Source organism: Bradyrhizobium valentinum (assembly GCF_001440405.1).
Classification (GTDB): Bacteria; Pseudomonadota; Alphaproteobacteria; order Rhizobiales; family Xanthobacteraceae; genus Bradyrhizobium; species Bradyrhizobium valentinum.
In genome coordinates this window covers 118,334-133,094 of record NZ_LLXX01000118.1, presented here as the reverse complement: position 1 = coordinate 133,094, position 14,761 = coordinate 118,334, and the positions used below count along the sequence as shown (strand labels likewise).

Below are 14,761 nucleotides of genomic sequence, written 5' to 3'. Positions count from 1 at the left end.
GTGCTGCGGAAAAGGGCGTTGCTGCTTCGCAAGCGGCTATTCGACCCAACCATTCGGCGCTGATTAGCTCAGCACGATCCAGGCTGGCGCATGGTCGCTGGCCCCTTCCTCGCCGCGTATCTCGCGATCGACGTCGGCCTTGATCAGGCGCGGCGCTACTGCCGGGCTCAGCAACAAATGATCGAGCCGTAGCCCGGCATCGCGTGGCCAGCGGTTGCGCTTGTAGTCCCAGAACGTGAACATCGGTTTCGACGGATGAAGTGTCCGGATCGCGTCCGTCCAGCCCTGGTCCACCAGCGCCTTGAACGCAGCGCGGCTCTTCGGCTGGACCAGCGCGTCCTTGTCCCAGGATTTCGTCGGATAGATATCCGACACCGTTGGCGCGACGTTGTAGTCGCCGGCCAGCACGACCGGAATGTCCTGCTTGAGCAGCTTGCCGGCATGCGACCGGAGCCGTCTGAACCAGTCGAGCTTGTAGTCGAATTTCGGTCCGGGCTGCGGATTGCCGTTCGGCAGATAGAGGCTGGTCACGATGACACCGTTGACGGCGGCTTCGATATACCGCGCGTCGTCATCATTGCGATCGCCGGGAAGCGCGGTCCGGGTCAATACCGGCTCGGCGTTCCGCGCCAGGATGGCAACGCCGTTCCAGGTTTTTTGTCCGCGCCACACCGCGCCGTAGCCGGCCTTGTTGATCGCCAGAATCGGGAACTCCGCATCGGTCGATTTCAGTTCCTGCAAAGCGACGACGTCGGGCTTCGCCGCATGCAGCCAGCGCAACAGGTTAGGCAGGCGGCGATTGACATTATTAATGTTGAAGGTCGCGATCTTCATGTAGAGCTAACTGGCATCACTGTGCTTCGCCTGACGCTTGGAGATTCCATGTCGAAACTGCGCTTCGCCGTTCTCGTGCTCGCAATCGGATGCTCCGGATCCGCGGTTGCTCAAGTCGCCGACCAGCGCGGTGCCTGCAAGGCGGACTATGACAAATATTGCGCCGGTACGCTGCCCGGCGGCGGCCGTGTCGTCGCATGTCTGAACAAGCAGCTTCCCCAGCTCAGCGACGCCTGCAAGAAAGTGTTGGCCAGCCGGAAGGCGCAGTAAGACACACCTCGCCATGAGGTGCCGCGAAGGAAGCCTTGGAACGAAGAACTAGGTGGAAGCGGCTGCCGGCTCCACTGGCGGTGGAGCAGGGGGTTCTACAGTGGCATTTCCGCCCTTGTAGATCCGTGTATAGCGCTTGCCGAGGCTGGTCAGCACTTCGTAGCCGATAGTACCGAAATGGTGGGCGAGTTCGTCAACCGTAATGCCTTCGCCGATCAACGTCACCATATGGCCGCGCCGCACCGCAGTCTTGTCGAGATCGGTGACGTCGACCGCTGTCAGGTCCATCGAAATCCGCCCCGCGATCGGGCAGCGCTTGCCGGCGACCACCACCTCGGCGCCACGGGTGCCGTCATTGGCGCTGGCCGCGCGGAAATATCCGTCGGCATAGCCCGCGGAGACGATCGCTATTCGGGTCGGACGCCGCGCCGTCCAGGTCCCGCCATAGCCGACGGTATCGCCGCGTTCGACGTTGCGGATCTGCACGATGCGCGCCTTCAATTCGACGACCGGCCGCATCGGATTGTCGGTTTCGGGCGTCGGATTGATGCCGTAAAGGGCACAGCCCGGGCGGGCCAGGTCGAACTGGAATTGGGCGCCCAAGAAAATGCCGGAGGAATTAGCAAGCGACGCCGGCACACCGGAAAACAGACTCGCGATTTCGCGAAAGGCCGTGAGCTGCCTGGCGTTGGCGGGATTGTTGAGCAGTTCGGCGGAGGCGAGGTGGCTCATCACAAGCGTAATGCCGTGGTCTCCGGCGTTGATACGCGGGATGATGCCCTGCGCCTCGGTGACGGTCAGGCCGAGCCGGTTCATGCCGGTATCGATGTGTATGGCCGCGCCGCCCGACCAACCCGAGCGGCGGCAGAACACGTCCCATTCGGCCAGTTCATTGAGGTCGCCGATCACGGGCTTGCAGTCGAACTTGGCGTAGGCGTCGCCGGTGTTCTGAAAGAAGCCGTCGAGCACGTAGATCGCGGCCGCAGGTGCCGCGGCGCGAACCACGCGGGCCTCATCGAGGGTGGCGACGAAAAACGTCTTGCAGCCGGCGGCAGAGAGGGCGCGCGCGACCTGCTCGGCGCCGCAGCCATAGGCGTTCGCCTTGACGACGCCTGCGCATTCGGCCGGCACCGCCGTCTTCTCGAGCTTGCGCCAGTTGGCGACGATAGCGTCGAGATCGACCGTCAGCACGCCGGTTGCGGTTGCGAGCGAGGCAGCCTGGTTCGCCTCGGGCGACAGCAGGGTGCCTTGCGGGATGGACTTGGGATCGGGGGCCACGTTCATGCCATAGTTTTACGCGGCGGAACGCGGCGGTTCAACTGCGCTCAATAGCCCCGATCCGGCAGATTGCCGTCCTGCGCAAGATCGCTGAACCGGGTGAACTGACCCTCGAACTGCACCTCCACCGTTCCGGTGGGGCCGTGGCGCTGCTTGCCGATGATGATTTCGGCCTTGCCGTGCACCAGCGACATGTCGAGCTGCCATTTTTCGTATTCGGGGGTGCCGATACGCGGCTCCTTGTTGGCGAGGTAGTATTCCTCGCGGTACACGAAGATCACGACGTCGGCGTCCTGCTCGATCGAACCGGATTCACGCAAGTCGGCCAGTTGCGGGCGCTTGTCGTCGCGGTTTTCGACCTGACGCGAGAGCTGGGACAAGGCGATGATCGGAACGTTGAGTTCCTTGGCGAGCGCCTTGAGGTTGGTGGTAATTTCAGTCACTTCCTGTACGCGATTATCAGACTTCTTGCCCGAGCCTTGCAGAAGCTGGATGTAGTCGATCACGATGAGGTCGAGGCCCTTCTGCCGCTTCAGCCGGCGCGCACGCGCCGTGAGCTGCGAGATCGACAGGCCGCCGGTTTCGTCGACATAAAGCGGCAGCGACTGCAATTCGATCGAGTAGTCGCGGATCTTCTCGAAATCGGCCTCGCTGATACCGCCGCGGCGGATCATGCTGGAGGCGATGCTGGTCTGTTCGGCCAGAATACGGGTGGCGAGCTGTTCGGCCGACATTTCGCAAGAGAAGAAGCCGACGATGCCGCCATTGACGGTCTTCATGGTGCCATCGGCTTGCACCTCGGCGCGATGCGCCTTGGCGATGTTGTAGGCGATGTTGGTGGCGAGCGCCGTCTTGCCCATGCCGGGGCGGCCGGCGACGATGATCAAGTCGGAAGCCTGCAGCCCGCCCATCTTGGTGTCGAGGTCGCGCAAGCCGGTAGCGACGCCCGACAGGCTTCCGTCACGCTGGAAAGCCTTGGCCGCCATGTCGACGGCGGTGGTCAGCGCCTGCGAGAAGCGCTGGAAGCCGCCTTCATAGCGGCCGGACTCGGCGAGCTCATAAAGCTGGCGCTCGGCATCCTCGATCTGGGCGCGCGGCGCAAAATCCACTGGTGCGTCGAAGGCGACGTTGACCATGTCCTCGCCGATCCGAATCAGGTCGCGGCGCAGCGACATATCGTAGATCGTACGGCCGTAATCCTGCGCGTTGATGATCGTGGTGGCTTCGGCCGCCACGCGAGCGAGGTATTGGCCAACCGTCATGCCGCCGATATCGGTGTCGGCGGGCAGGAACGTCTTCAGCGTGACGGGGGTAGCAACCTTGCCCATCCGGATCAGGCTGCTGGCGGTCTCGAAAATAGTCTGGTGGAGCGGCTCGAAGAAGTGCTTCGGCTCCAGAAAGTCCGAAACCCGGTAGAACGCGTCGTTGTTGACCAGGATCGCGCCCAGCAGGCTCTGTTCCGCCTCGATATTGTGCGGCGCGCTCCGGTAGACCGGAGTTCCCGCGTCGGGAGCAAGCTTGAGGACGTTCGAATCAGTCAGTGCCATGGGGTCGGATTATGCTCAGATTCTTGGCGTTGTTTGGATTCCGGGATAGTCGGAATTCCCGAAAGCGGGCGGCGATAAAGCGCCACTCACGCGTCCGGTGAAAGCACGAAGGTGCCTTATGCACGATTCCCACATGCGGGGTGTGAATCCGGATCGCGTGGCGCATTCCGCTTGACGGGCTTTCAGCCAAAACCAGGCGGTGCGGGAGCGTTTTCCGCGAAAATGCCAAGCAAAATCTTAGGAGAGCCTGAACCTTGTCGCGACTTCGACAGACGTATCCGAAGGCGAGAGGTGTTTTCGAGCCGCGATCTTAAGCGTTGATCAAACCAGGACCAGGTAGATGAACGCGAGCAGGGCAGCAGCCACCCCGATTGCGATCAAGGCGTAGTCGATCCGGATGTCGGAATCGAACGGGGCTGGGTAGGTCTGCCGGTTCATGGCGGTGATGTACGACGGACCGCCGCGGGCTTCTGTGAAGTAGATCACATCGCGTGCGATTTTCTTCGCGGCAGAACGGATTGGTTACGAAATCGGGAACGGACCGGCGATTTTCGGGTTGCCAGCCGTATCGGATCAAAGGACGGACGATGGGTCAGCAACTCAAGGGATGGCGAACGGCAAGCGCCCAGCGTTTGTGGCTGTCGATGCTGATCGACACCATGGAAGAGATTTCGCGCCCGGAACGGCGTGCCGTGCCCTGCGATGGTCAAGCGCTTGCTGCGTTGCGAGCCCAGCTCGCCCGTCCGGCTTCGGCTCGCGCGCCCTATGCCTCCTCCTACAGCCTGCGAAACTGACGGCGCCGCCATTGCCTATTCGCCCGCCAACTGCAGCCGCGGCTGCCTTCCGAGTTCCACCCCGCGCAGTCTCGCTTCTTCCCGCGTGATGTAATCGCGCGTCATCGGCACGATTCCCTGGCGCTTGGTGAGCTGGATCTGGAAATTCATCAGGTTTTGCTTCCGGAACGACATTTCCGACGCCGCCAGATAAAATTCCCACATGCGGGCAAAACGCTCGTCATAGAGGCGTACTGCCTCTTCGCGCCGGGCCATAAAGCGGTCGCGCCAGGCCTTCAGCGTTTCCGCATAATGCAGCCGCAGGATTTCGATGTCGCAGACCAGAAGGCCCGCCTTCTCGATCGCGGGGATGACTTCGGAAAGGGCGGGAATATAGCCGCCCGGGAAGATGTATTTCGTAATCCATGGGCTTGTCACATCGGGCCCGGTAGAGCGGCCGATCGAGTGCAGCACCATGACGCCGTCGTCGCTGAGAAGTTCGGCGCAGCGCCGGAAGTAAGTTTCATAGAAGTCGATGCCGACATGTTCGAACATCCCGACCGACACGATACGGTCGAACGGGCCCGCAATATCGCGGTAATCACTCGGCAGGAATCTTGCCGATCCCGTCAGGTTCTTCTCGGCGGCGCGGGCATTCGAGGCCCGCAACTGCTCCGACGACAGCGTGATGCCGGTGACGTCGGCGCCGGTCATTTCGGCGAGATAAAGGCCAAGGCCGCCCCAGCCCGAGCCGATATCGAGCACGCGGTTGCCGCGTCCGATCAGGAGCTTGGCGGCTAGGTGGCGTTTCTTGGCAAGCTGGGCATCGTCGAGCGTCGTATCCGGCGTTTCGAAATAGGCGCAACTGTATTGCTTGTCGGCATCGAGGAAGAGGGAATAGAGCCGCCCGTCGAGATCGTAGTGATGAGCGACGTTGTTTTTCGCCCGGCCGCGCCAATTGAATTGCCTGGCGTGCCGGCTGAAATAGCGCAGCCACCATTGCAGCTTGGCCCAACGTGGGAGCATTTCGGGCTGGCCGAGCAGGATCTCCAGCGCGTCCGCGATCGAGCCGTCCTCGACCACGAACGTGCCGTCCATATAGGCTTCGCCAAGCGCCAGTTCGGGATTGAGAAGGATCCGGAGCTGCGTCCGCTCGCTCAGGAATCGCGCTGACACTGGGCGGCCGGTTCCGTCACCGCAGGTAAATCTGGCCCCATTCGCGGCCGTAAATATCATCGTGCCGCGGCGAATGAACTGGCTCAAAAAATAACGCAACAACCGGTCCATCGAAGCACCAATGGAACGAGCTACCCTTATACCGACGCGCCACGGAAAGGTTGGTTCCAGGGATGGATCAATATTGTCACAAGTACGAATGCCCTAGTCCTAATCCGTTGGAGTGAAAGTGGATATTCCCGAATGCGGCGATCACGCAGATGCACGCTTCCATTCGCGTCATAATCGGCTAAAAGGTGACCCCGCCGCCGGCAACATTACTCGTCGCGGGCAGCGATTCGACGTCTGGAGAAGCAGGGAATGTTGAGCCGAGCGCTCAGTTTGGCGACGGTGACGCTCCTGATCGGCTGCCTCACCGCAGGGGTGACGCAGGCGGTGGAAAATCTCGACGCCGGCAAGAGCCCCTCCCAGATATTCTCAAGCACCTGCAGCGCGTGCCACAGGAGCCCCCGTGGCCTGTTGAAGAACACGTCGGCTTCGTCGTTGCCGGGGTTCCTGCGCCAGCACTATACGACCGGTACCGACATGGCCTCGGTGCTTTCTTCCTACCTGCTATCCAACGGCGCTGCCGATCCCCGGTATCAGGGCAAGGATCAGGCGAAGAAGGATGCCAAGCAGGACGGAAGGTCGGATCAACCTGACCGGCTCGGTCGCCGGCAGCCATCTGCAGCACCTGCTCAGGAGGTTTCCCGGCCGGGCGCCGACGGAGCTACGCCGCAAGGCGAGGGAGTGCGTCCTGGCCGAGACGCGAAGCGGCTCGCACGGCCGCAGCCGGCGCCCGAAGCCGCTAAACCTGCGGATGGGCAGGCGCCGGTGCAGGCCGCTACCGACAGCAAATCGGGCGTTAGGCAGAAGCAGGGCAGGCGTAGCAGGCCTGCCGCCGAAGAGCCGCCGAAAACCGAGCCGGCGGCGCGCGACGACGCCGCGAAGGAAGATGCATCTCGGGATGCCGCCAAGGCTGAAACGGCCGCGAGCGATTCTGCCAAGGCCGATCCAGTCAAGGCCGATCCGGTCAAGACCGACGCCATCAAGGGCGAGGACGACAAGCAGGCCGGCGAGGCAGCGAAGCCCGCCGGCGAGTCGGAAAAGCCGGAACGCGAGGGCAGATCCGACACCGCCAAGGTCGATGCTCCCAAGGAGAGCGCCCCCAGCGAGCCGACGCCGCTCCGGCCCGATCCGGTGCCGCCGGTCACGCCAGTGCCGCCAGCTTCCGCAACGACCGCGCCTGAGCAGGCCGCGAGTTCCTCCGCAGCAGCGCCAGCACCCGCGGCGCCTCCGCCGGTAGAGGCTACGGCGCCCGCATTGCCGCCGGTTCCGCCCGCCGGCCAGCCTGAGCCGCCCATCTCGCGCTAAGATTTTCAGATTTCAATTTTCAGATTTCCCGACGCCGGTCAGCGGGTGGCGTTGCTTGACCGGCTCTAGAGTAATACTCTAGAGTGATGATCTAATCGCATCATAAGGCGAGCGCGAGTGAGTACGGCACGCGAGGATCTGCTGGCGGCGGGATTGGCGGTATTCGACCGCGACGGTTTTGAGGGCGCTACCGTGGCCGCCATCAGAACCCGCGCGCGGGCGTCCAACGGAAGCTTCTTCCATTTCTTTGGATCGAAGAAGGAACTGGCCGGCACGCTGTTCCTGGAAATCCTTGCCCGTTATCACGCAGCCGTCATGGCGGCGGTCGACGAATCCCGCGGTGCGCGGGAAGGCGTGGCGCGGCTGATCCGCGCACATCTCGAATGGGTCTTCAACTGCAGGCGCGAGGCCCGCTATCTGTTCGAGATTTCCCGCAGCGAATGGATGGAGGAGATCCGCGGCGCGCAGCGTGCGCAAAACTCGCGTCTTGCGGAAGCCGTGGAGCGTTGGCGTGCGCCGCTGGTTGCGCGCGGCGAATTGCTGCCGATGACGTCGTCAGTGTTCTTCAGCCAGATCATCGGACCGGCGCAGATCTTCTGCCGCGCATGGCTGTCAGGCCGCGACCGCACCGATCCAAGAGAGCAAGCCGAAATCCTGATCGCCTGTGCCATCCGCGCGGTGGTCGCACCTGATGCGATCCGCACACCGGGAGAAACCGTATGAGTGCGAATAACGATCCCGACTTCGCGCCGATCGCGACCCGCATCCGCGACAATGTCGGCCGCCAGGGCTTTATGACCCATATCGGCGCCGAATTATCCGAGCTGACGCGCGGTACCTGCACGCTCGCGGTCGACCGCCGGCCGGAGCTGTTGCAGCAACACGGTCTGTTCCATGGCGGCGTGACCGCGTTCCTTGTCGACAATGCGACCACGATCGCGGCCGCGACCTCGCGCGGCCAGCCGGCGCTGACTGCGGAATACAAATTGAATCTGCTGTCGCCGGCGACCGGCGAGCGATTGATCTGCCGGGCGCGCGTGATCAAGCCCGGACGTCAGGTCGCCGTGGTCGCGGCCGACGTGTTCTGCGTGACCGATGGCGTCGAGAAGCACACTGCGACCGCGTTAGCGTCGATTGCCATGCTCGACGAGAAAGCAGCAGCTAGAATCCCAAGCCCGGCCTGAGGGGCCGGGCTTGAGGTCGTCATGGAGAAGTTTGAGCCGGAAGCGCGTTACTTCTCGGTCGAAGCGGGTGCCGGCGCGACCTCGTCGTGCTGGGCTTCCGGATCGAAGAACTCGCCGGCGGCGGCCAGCGCCTCGGCGGCAGCGTCCTGGTCTTCCTGACGGGTCGAGATGTCTTCACCGCGGTTGATGCGCTCGGCTTCATCGGCGCTGCGCGCCACGGTGACGCTGACGTTGACTTCGACTTCCGGATGCACGGCAATTGCGACCTGGTGCTTGCCGATGTTCTTGATCGGCGCATCCAGCAGCACTTGGCTGCGGTCGATGGTGACGCCATCGGCCTCGAACGAGGCGACGATGTCGCGTATGCTCACCGATCCGAACAACTGGCCGGATTCGGAGGCTTGACGCAGCACGATCACGTTGCGGCCGTCGATCTTCTCCGCGACCTTGGTCGCCTCGCCCTTGGCCTTGAGGTTGTTGGCCTCGAGCTCGGCCTTCATGCTGTCGAACTTGGCGCGATTGTCGGCGGTGGCGCGCAGCGCCTTGCCGCGCTTGAGCAGAAAGTTGCGGGCAAACCCGTCCTTGACGCGGACGACTTCGCCCATCTGACCGAGCTTGACGACACGTTCCAGCAAGATGACTTCCATTCTAATTCTCCTTTTGAGTGTTCGATATGCGGTTGACGTGAATGGTGAGGGTTCAGGATGCGGGCAGTGGTGGAGGCTTGCCGCGCAGATAGCGTTGGCGAAGTCCGAAGACGGCATCGGCGAGACCGAGCGCGATCATCGCGAGCACCGGCCAGCCGAACGTGACGACGATCGCGTAGGTGCAGCAGAGCCAGAAGACACGGCTCTTGAACGCCAGTGTCAGCGTGTGCAGCACGGCAAAGCCGGTGAGGGCATAGGCCATCATCAGCGCGGTCGTGATGATCTGCGCGAACATCGCGACGAGCCCGCCGATAAAGCAAAAGGCCAGCGCGACCGACAGCGCCACCAGCGTCATCGGCGGCAATTCCGCGCTCTTCAGGTCAGGCCACGGCCGCTGCAACCGGCCCGAGGTCGCCGTGATCTTCCCGGCAAGCCAGAGATTGAGTGTCAGCGTCATCATGGCGATGATCGTTGCGGCCGCAGGAGCGATGATGGCGAGAGCGGCTACCACGCGCTCGACATCTGCCGACGGCGCGGCCTCACGCGCCAGAATTCGCGTAAGGCCTCGGCGCAGCACACCGGTGATGGCATCGGCGTCGCCGCCAAGCGTCAGCATGGCCGCGATCGTGGTCAGTGCGGCAAAGCCGGCGATCCAGAGCAGGACGCGGCCGATCGGATACCATTCGAGCTGAACTGTAGCGGGTGCTGAACCGTCTTCGGGAGCGGTGGCGGGCAGCGGCCGTCCCAACAGGGCGAGATGGCCGAGCCACCACGCCGGCACCGCCACGGTGATCGCAAAGGCGATGCAATAGGGCAGGCCGAAGATCGCGCCGAGGCCGGAGGCGGCGGCAATGCCGCCGATCGTTGCCGCGAGCGGACCCCACCCGAGTGCCGCCACCATCAGCGGCAGCGGCGCCAGATAGAACAGCAGCAATGAGATGAGCGCGCCCGAGATGATCGAGGCGAACATCAGCGCCGACGCGCAGCCGGCTGCAAGACCAATGAGGACAATCGCGATCATAAGCTGTCCCGCTCCTTTCGAGCGGTTAGATAGAGGTCAGCAAATTATGCCGCCTTACCAACTAGTTAGAGAGTTAAGGGAGACGTCTGTACCGCGGTACCCCTTAAACATTCACGGCCCCACCGGGGGGCCGAGATGACTTGGTGCGCCTTTTAGAGCAGTAGCCCCAGCCGATCAAGAGTGTCAGCCGAGACGATTTCAGAAAAGGTTCCCGGCGTTTAGCCGGCGACCGGCGGGCACAATGGAAATTCCCATTCCTGCGAGATGTCGCGGCTCAGGAGGCGTATATGCGCAGAACACCGTAGAGCACAGTGCCAACTATGAGGGCTGCTGCGATCAGCGTCAGGGCGATGGACTGTGCGCGGGTCACGTGCTCGCTTTCCGCGTTATGGTGGATTGTGGAGTCCACAGCTTCTGCAACAGCAGGATGATGGCAAGCAGGCCCGCGCCGATGACATCGGTGACGGCATTGGGATCGATCAGCAGCATTGCGGCCGCAAAGAAAAGTATCCGCTCGAACCACGTTGTTCTACGCAGGAAATAGCCTTCAAGACTGGCTGCAAGCGCAATCACTCCCATCGTGCCGGTCAGCACGGCGCGCAGGATATCGGGCCATGGCCCCTGGAATAGCAGCGCGGGGTTGTAGACGAAGAAGAACGGAACGATGAAGCCGGCGGCGGCGAATTTCATCGCCTGCACGCCCGAGGCCCACAGGCCGGCCCCACCGATCGATGCAGCAGCATACACGGCAAGTGCCACCGGCGGCGTTACCGCCGACAGGCATGAGAAGTAGAACGCGAACATGTGCGCCGCCATCGGCTCCACGCCGAGCTTCATGATTGCGGGCACCAACAGCGCCGCCTGCATGATGTAGGCGGGCGTGGTCGGCATGCCCATGCCGAGAATGACCCCGGCGACCATGGTGATGAGCAGGGCGGGCAGCAGCGAGCCGTAGGTGAAGTCGATCAGAAACGCCGTGAACCGCAGCGCCAGCCCGGTTTGCAGCACGATGCCGATCACGATGCCGGCGGATGCGCACGCCATCGCCACCGGCACGGTCTGCACCGCCCCGTCGCGCAGGCCTTCAAGGCACGCGCGCCAGGTAAGCCCGGTCGAAGGCCGCAGCCATGAAATGCCAACCAGCGCGACGGTCGCGATGATCGCGCCATAGGTCGGCGTGAATCCGTAGAGCAGCAGCGCCAGCAGCACGATGACCGGCAGGAACAGGTGGCCTTGGCGCAGCATGATGTAACCGAAGATCGGCAGCTCCTCGCGCGGCAAGCCCTTGAGCCCCGAACGCACGGCGTTGAAGTGGATCGCGGCGAACAGCGCGCCGTAATAGAAGAACGCGGGGATCGCCGCGGCGATCATCACCTGCGTGTAGCTGACGCCCTGAAACTCGGCCATGACGAAGGCCGCCGCCCCCATGATCGGGGGCATGATCTGCCCGCCGGTGGAAGCCACCGCCTCGATGGCGGCTGCCGCCTCCGGCTTGAAGCCGGTCTTCTTCATCATCGGAATCGTCAGCCAGCCGTCGACCATGACATTGGCGACCGCGGAGCCGGAGATCGTACCGAACAGGCTTGAGGAAACGACCGCCACCTTGCCGGGACCGCCGCGCGCGCCGCCCGCGATCGCGTTGGCGAAGTTCATGAAGAACTGACCTGCTCCGGATTTCTCCAGAAACGTGCCGAAGATAATGAAAAGAATGACGTAGGTAGCGGCCACCGTCATCGGCACGCCGAAAATGCCCTCGGTGGTGAAATAGGTCTGGTCGACCGCGATCTCGAGCGTGAGACCTCTATGGTAAAGCCAACCGTACAGCCAGGGGCCGGCGAACCCGTAGAAGAGGAAGACAAGCGCCACGATCGGCAGCGCCGCGCCGATCGTGCGTCGCGTCGCCTCCAGCACCAGCACGGTGGCGGTAATTCCCACCGCCATGTCCATTCGGGTCAGCGCATCGGCAGTGGGGAAACGGTTTACGATGTAGTCGTAATTCACAAACATGTAGCCGATGCACGCCAGCGAAAGACCCGCCAAAGCGAGATCCTCCCACGGCACGCCGCCGAGTGTCGCGTCCTTGCTGCGAGGCCACAACAGGAACGACAGCACCAGGCTGAAGGCGAGCGTGATATAGAGCAGGGCTTGCTGATCGGGAGCGTATACCGTCAGCCGGGCGTAGACGTGGTACACGGACATTGCGACCGCCACCACGCCGACGACCAGGCCCGCGTAGCCGGTGAGCTTGCGCACGGCGCGCTCCCTACTTCTTGAGCAATCCCGCTTCGCGGTAGTATTTCTCCGCGCCGGGATGAATAGGCATGTCGAAGTTCTCTGCCATGTCCGACGCCGTCACGCCTTTCATGACACTGGTGACGTTGCCGAACTCCTCGCGCTCTTCGACGATGGCCTTGGTGATCTTGTAGATCACGTCGGGAGACGTCTTGGAGGATGCAATAAGCACAGTGGGCGACTGGAAGGTCTGAACTGCCTCGGTCACGCCCTGATCCTTGTAGATTCCGGCCTTGAGGGTGTAGGGCACAAAGCCCGGATTGAGCTTGCGCAGTGCGGCGAGCTCCTCGTCGGTGACCCCAAGCACCCGCACCTGCATCGCCGAGCCCATGTCCATGATGAAGGACGCTGGCACCACCGTGAACCATCCGACCGCCATCGCTTGCCGGTTCTTCACAGCCTCGGCATTGGAGGATACCGGCCCGTAACTCTTTGCGCCCAGGTCGTTCAGCGTCATGCCGTTGACCTTGAGCAGGTACTCCCAGCCGGCCGCCAGGCTCGTGTTGCCGCGTGACGGCAGCGCCACCGGCTGACCCTTCAAATCCTTGACACTCTTGATGTCGCTGTTCGCAGGAACCACCAACTGCCAGACGTTGGGGTAGAAGTTGGCCACGAAAAGGCCCTTGTCAGTCTGCTTGCCGGCGAACTGACCCTCGCCCTTCTGCGCATCGGACATGACGGTCGTCATGGACCAGCCGATATCGGCCTTGTCGTTGCGGATCTTCTCCATGTTGACGAGGGCCGCGCCCGGCTCAACCTGCACGTTTAGCTCGGGATATCGCTTGTTGACGACCTGCGACGCTGCCGCGGCCATCGGCGTCCAGCTGCCACCGGTCGGGCCGGCGCTGAAGATGACATCGGTCTTCTGTTGGGCATGGGCAGCGCCTGCTGCGGCGACGGACAACGCTGCAATGGCGGCCAGGCGTACGACTTGCCGTAGACCACGGATGTGGACTGGCATCGTTTGCACTCCCTTTGGCGGTTGCGCTCGTTGGCGCCGCTTATTGGGGCTCGTGTCCGCACGTGATCGGCGGCGACTTCGACACCCGTAGCATGCGGGAATTTGACATCCGTCCTGCTGCCGGCAGCGTACGTGCTCGCCGCAGCGATTGTCAACGACGCGCGTTCCCGGCTACCGCAGCGCGGGCATCACGCGATCAGTCATAGCGATGACGGCTCACCAATCATTGGAAGAGGTGAGCCCGGGACAGAGGATGCCAATAGGCGGCATCGGATGCATTGAAAAGCAGGGAGGAGACTTGCGGGGCCAACGAGCGGTCAGAGGTCGCTTCGGCCAACCATCCCACCCGGAAACGAATAATAACGACCGGCGGCGCGGACGCCGCCGGTCGAAGATGTCTTAGCGAATGACGTAGGGCAGCAGACCGAGGAAACGCGAGCGCTTGATGGCGCGCGCGAGTTCGCGCTGCTTCTTGGCGGACACGGCCGTGATGCGGCTCGGCACGATCTTGCCGCGCTCGGAGACGTAACGCATCAGCAGCTTGGAATCCTTGTAGTCGATCTTCGGCGCGTTCGGACCCGTGAACGGGCAGGTCTTGCGGCGACGGAAAAACGGACGGCGTGCACCAGCTTCAGCCATGATTCTTACTCCTCTTCCGCCGCTTCAACAGCGGCGTCTTCGCGCGGACGGCGCGGACCACGGTCGCCGCGGAAGCCACCGCCTTCACGATCGCCACGGAAGCCGCCTTCGCGGTCGCCGCGGAAACCGCCGCCGCGATCGTCGCGCTCGCGGTCACGATCGGCCTTGCGCATCATCGCCGAGGGACCTTCCTCGTGCTCTTCGACGCGGACGGTGAGGTAACGAATGACGTCTTCAGAGATCCGCTCCTGGCGCTCGATCTCGGTGACCGCAGCGGAGGGCGCTTCGATATTCATCAGCACGAAATGCGCTTTGCGATTCTTGTTCATGCGGTAGGTGAGGGAGCGTACGCCCCAGTTCTCGGTCTTGGTGACCTTGCCGCCGAGCCCTTCGACGATGCCCGTCATCTGGGTGGTCAGTTCTTCGACCTGCTGGGTGCTCGCATCCTGACGCGCGAGAAAAACATGCTCGTAAAGAGGCATGGGTGTCCTTTCCTGGTGTTGGCGCGTTTCCCGGCGGCAAGCCCTTCGAGGCCTTCGGAAAGGACTCGGGATAAGCTCAGAAGGCGGAAGCACGGGACGACGGGCCGACTGGCCCTGCCACATCAATAACGCCTGGAAAGGTGAGATTGCTGAGACCGTCCGTTCAGCTCCCGGCCGGGATCCACGGATGGCGCGGTTTATAAGGATTTTCAGCGCGCTGGCAAGGCTTCTTGCACGCTTGCCG

Annotated in this window: 16 protein-coding genes; 5 read left to right on the top strand and 11 right to left on the bottom strand. The window is 62.9% G+C overall.

Annotated features, from left to right (window positions below):
* Positions 1 to 63 precede the first annotated feature (63 nt).
* Positions 64 to 834, bottom strand: coding sequence for an exodeoxyribonuclease III (locus CP49_RS17680; protein ID WP_057851470.1), 771 nt, complete (start codon positions 832 to 834; stop codon positions 64 to 66).
* 48 nt (positions 835 to 882) lie between these two features.
* On the opposite strand from CP49_RS17680, the gene CP49_RS17675 reads away from it, so the two are divergent.
* Entirely contained in the window at positions 883 to 1,104 is a 222-nt protein-coding gene (locus CP49_RS17675) for a cysteine rich repeat-containing protein (protein WP_057851469.1), read from the top strand.
* Between the two features lie 48 nt (positions 1,105 to 1,152).
* Here CP49_RS17675 and alr read toward each other — a convergent pair whose 3' ends face one another.
* From alr to CP49_RS44745, 3 genes are all read right to left on the bottom strand, one after another.
* The gene (alr, locus tag CP49_RS17670; RefSeq protein WP_156438498.1) at positions 1,153 to 2,388 is read right to left on the bottom strand and encodes an alanine racemase; all 1,236 of its coding nucleotides are present in this window, start codon (positions 2,386 to 2,388) and stop codon (positions 1,153 to 1,155) included.
* Positions 2,389 to 2,429: 41 nt separating this feature from the next.
* Positions 2,430 to 3,929 (bottom strand): replicative DNA helicase, encoded by a 1,500-nt coding sequence (locus tag CP49_RS17665; protein ID WP_057851468.1) that lies wholly within the window; start codon positions 3,927 to 3,929, stop codon positions 2,430 to 2,432.
* Positions 3,930 to 4,250: 321 nt separating this feature from the next.
* Positions 4,251 to 4,415, bottom strand: a complete 165-nt coding sequence (locus tag CP49_RS44745; RefSeq protein WP_156438497.1) for a hypothetical protein — start codon at positions 4,413 to 4,415, stop codon at positions 4,251 to 4,253.
* Positions 4,416 to 4,516: 101 nt separating this feature from the next.
* Between CP49_RS44745 and CP49_RS44740 the strand changes: the two genes are divergently transcribed.
* Entirely contained in the window at positions 4,517 to 4,723 is a 207-nt protein-coding gene (locus CP49_RS44740) for a transcriptional regulator (RefSeq protein WP_156438496.1), read from the top strand.
* Between the two features lie 15 nt (positions 4,724 to 4,738).
* On the opposite strand, the gene CP49_RS17660 is transcribed toward CP49_RS44740, so the two are convergent.
* The gene (locus tag CP49_RS17660; RefSeq protein WP_057851467.1) at positions 4,739 to 5,989 is read right to left on the bottom strand and encodes an SAM-dependent methyltransferase; all 1,251 of its coding nucleotides are present in this window, start codon (positions 5,987 to 5,989) and stop codon (positions 4,739 to 4,741) included.
* Between the two features lie 249 nt (positions 5,990 to 6,238).
* Here CP49_RS17660 and CP49_RS17655 point away from each other — a divergent pair, with 249 nt between their 5' ends.
* From CP49_RS17655 to CP49_RS17645, 3 genes are all read left to right on the top strand, one after another.
* A complete protein-coding gene (locus tag CP49_RS17655) occupies positions 6,239 to 7,291 on the top strand; it encodes a hypothetical protein (RefSeq protein WP_057851466.1) in 1,053 nt (350 codons plus the stop codon).
* A 117-nt stretch (positions 7,292 to 7,408) separates the two neighbouring features.
* Positions 7,409 to 8,014, top strand: a complete 606-nt coding sequence (locus tag CP49_RS17650; RefSeq protein ID WP_057851465.1) for a TetR/AcrR family transcriptional regulator — start codon at positions 7,409 to 7,411, stop codon at positions 8,012 to 8,014.
* Positions 8,011 to 8,475: a PaaI family thioesterase gene (locus tag CP49_RS17645; RefSeq protein WP_057851464.1), complete on the top strand. Its 465-nt coding sequence runs from the start codon at positions 8,011 to 8,013 to the stop codon at positions 8,473 to 8,475. Before CP49_RS17650 ends, CP49_RS17645 begins: the two co-directional genes overlap by 4 nt.
* 47 nt (positions 8,476 to 8,522) lie before the next feature.
* Here CP49_RS17645 and rplI read toward each other — a convergent pair whose 3' ends face one another.
* From rplI to rpsF, 6 genes are all read right to left on the bottom strand, one after another.
* Entirely contained in the window at positions 8,523 to 9,122 is a 600-nt protein-coding gene (gene rplI, locus CP49_RS17640) for a 50S ribosomal protein L9 (protein WP_057851463.1), read from the bottom strand.
* A 52-nt stretch (positions 9,123 to 9,174) separates the two neighbouring features.
* Positions 9,175 to 10,143, bottom strand: coding sequence for a DUF2232 domain-containing protein (locus CP49_RS17635; RefSeq protein ID WP_057851462.1), 969 nt, complete (start codon positions 10,141 to 10,143; stop codon positions 9,175 to 9,177).
* 366 nt (positions 10,144 to 10,509) lie between these two features.
* Complete coding sequence (locus CP49_RS17630) at positions 10,510 to 12,396, bottom strand: TRAP transporter permease (protein WP_082646075.1); 1,887 nt, start codon at positions 12,394 to 12,396, stop codon at positions 10,510 to 10,512.
* 10 nt (positions 12,397 to 12,406) lie between these two features.
* Positions 12,407 to 13,396, bottom strand: a complete 990-nt coding sequence (locus CP49_RS17625; RefSeq protein WP_082646074.1) for a TAXI family TRAP transporter solute-binding subunit — start codon at positions 13,394 to 13,396, stop codon at positions 12,407 to 12,409.
* Between the two features lie 399 nt (positions 13,397 to 13,795).
* Positions 13,796 to 14,035 (bottom strand): 30S ribosomal protein S18, encoded by a 240-nt coding sequence (gene rpsR / locus CP49_RS17620; RefSeq protein WP_002711478.1) that lies wholly within the window; start codon positions 14,033 to 14,035, stop codon positions 13,796 to 13,798.
* Positions 14,036 to 14,040: 5 nt separating this feature from the next.
* The gene (gene rpsF, locus CP49_RS17615) at positions 14,041 to 14,517 is read right to left on the bottom strand and encodes a 30S ribosomal protein S6 (protein ID WP_057851460.1); all 477 of its coding nucleotides are present in this window, start codon (positions 14,515 to 14,517) and stop codon (positions 14,041 to 14,043) included.
* Between the last annotated feature and the right edge of the window lie 244 nt (positions 14,518 to 14,761).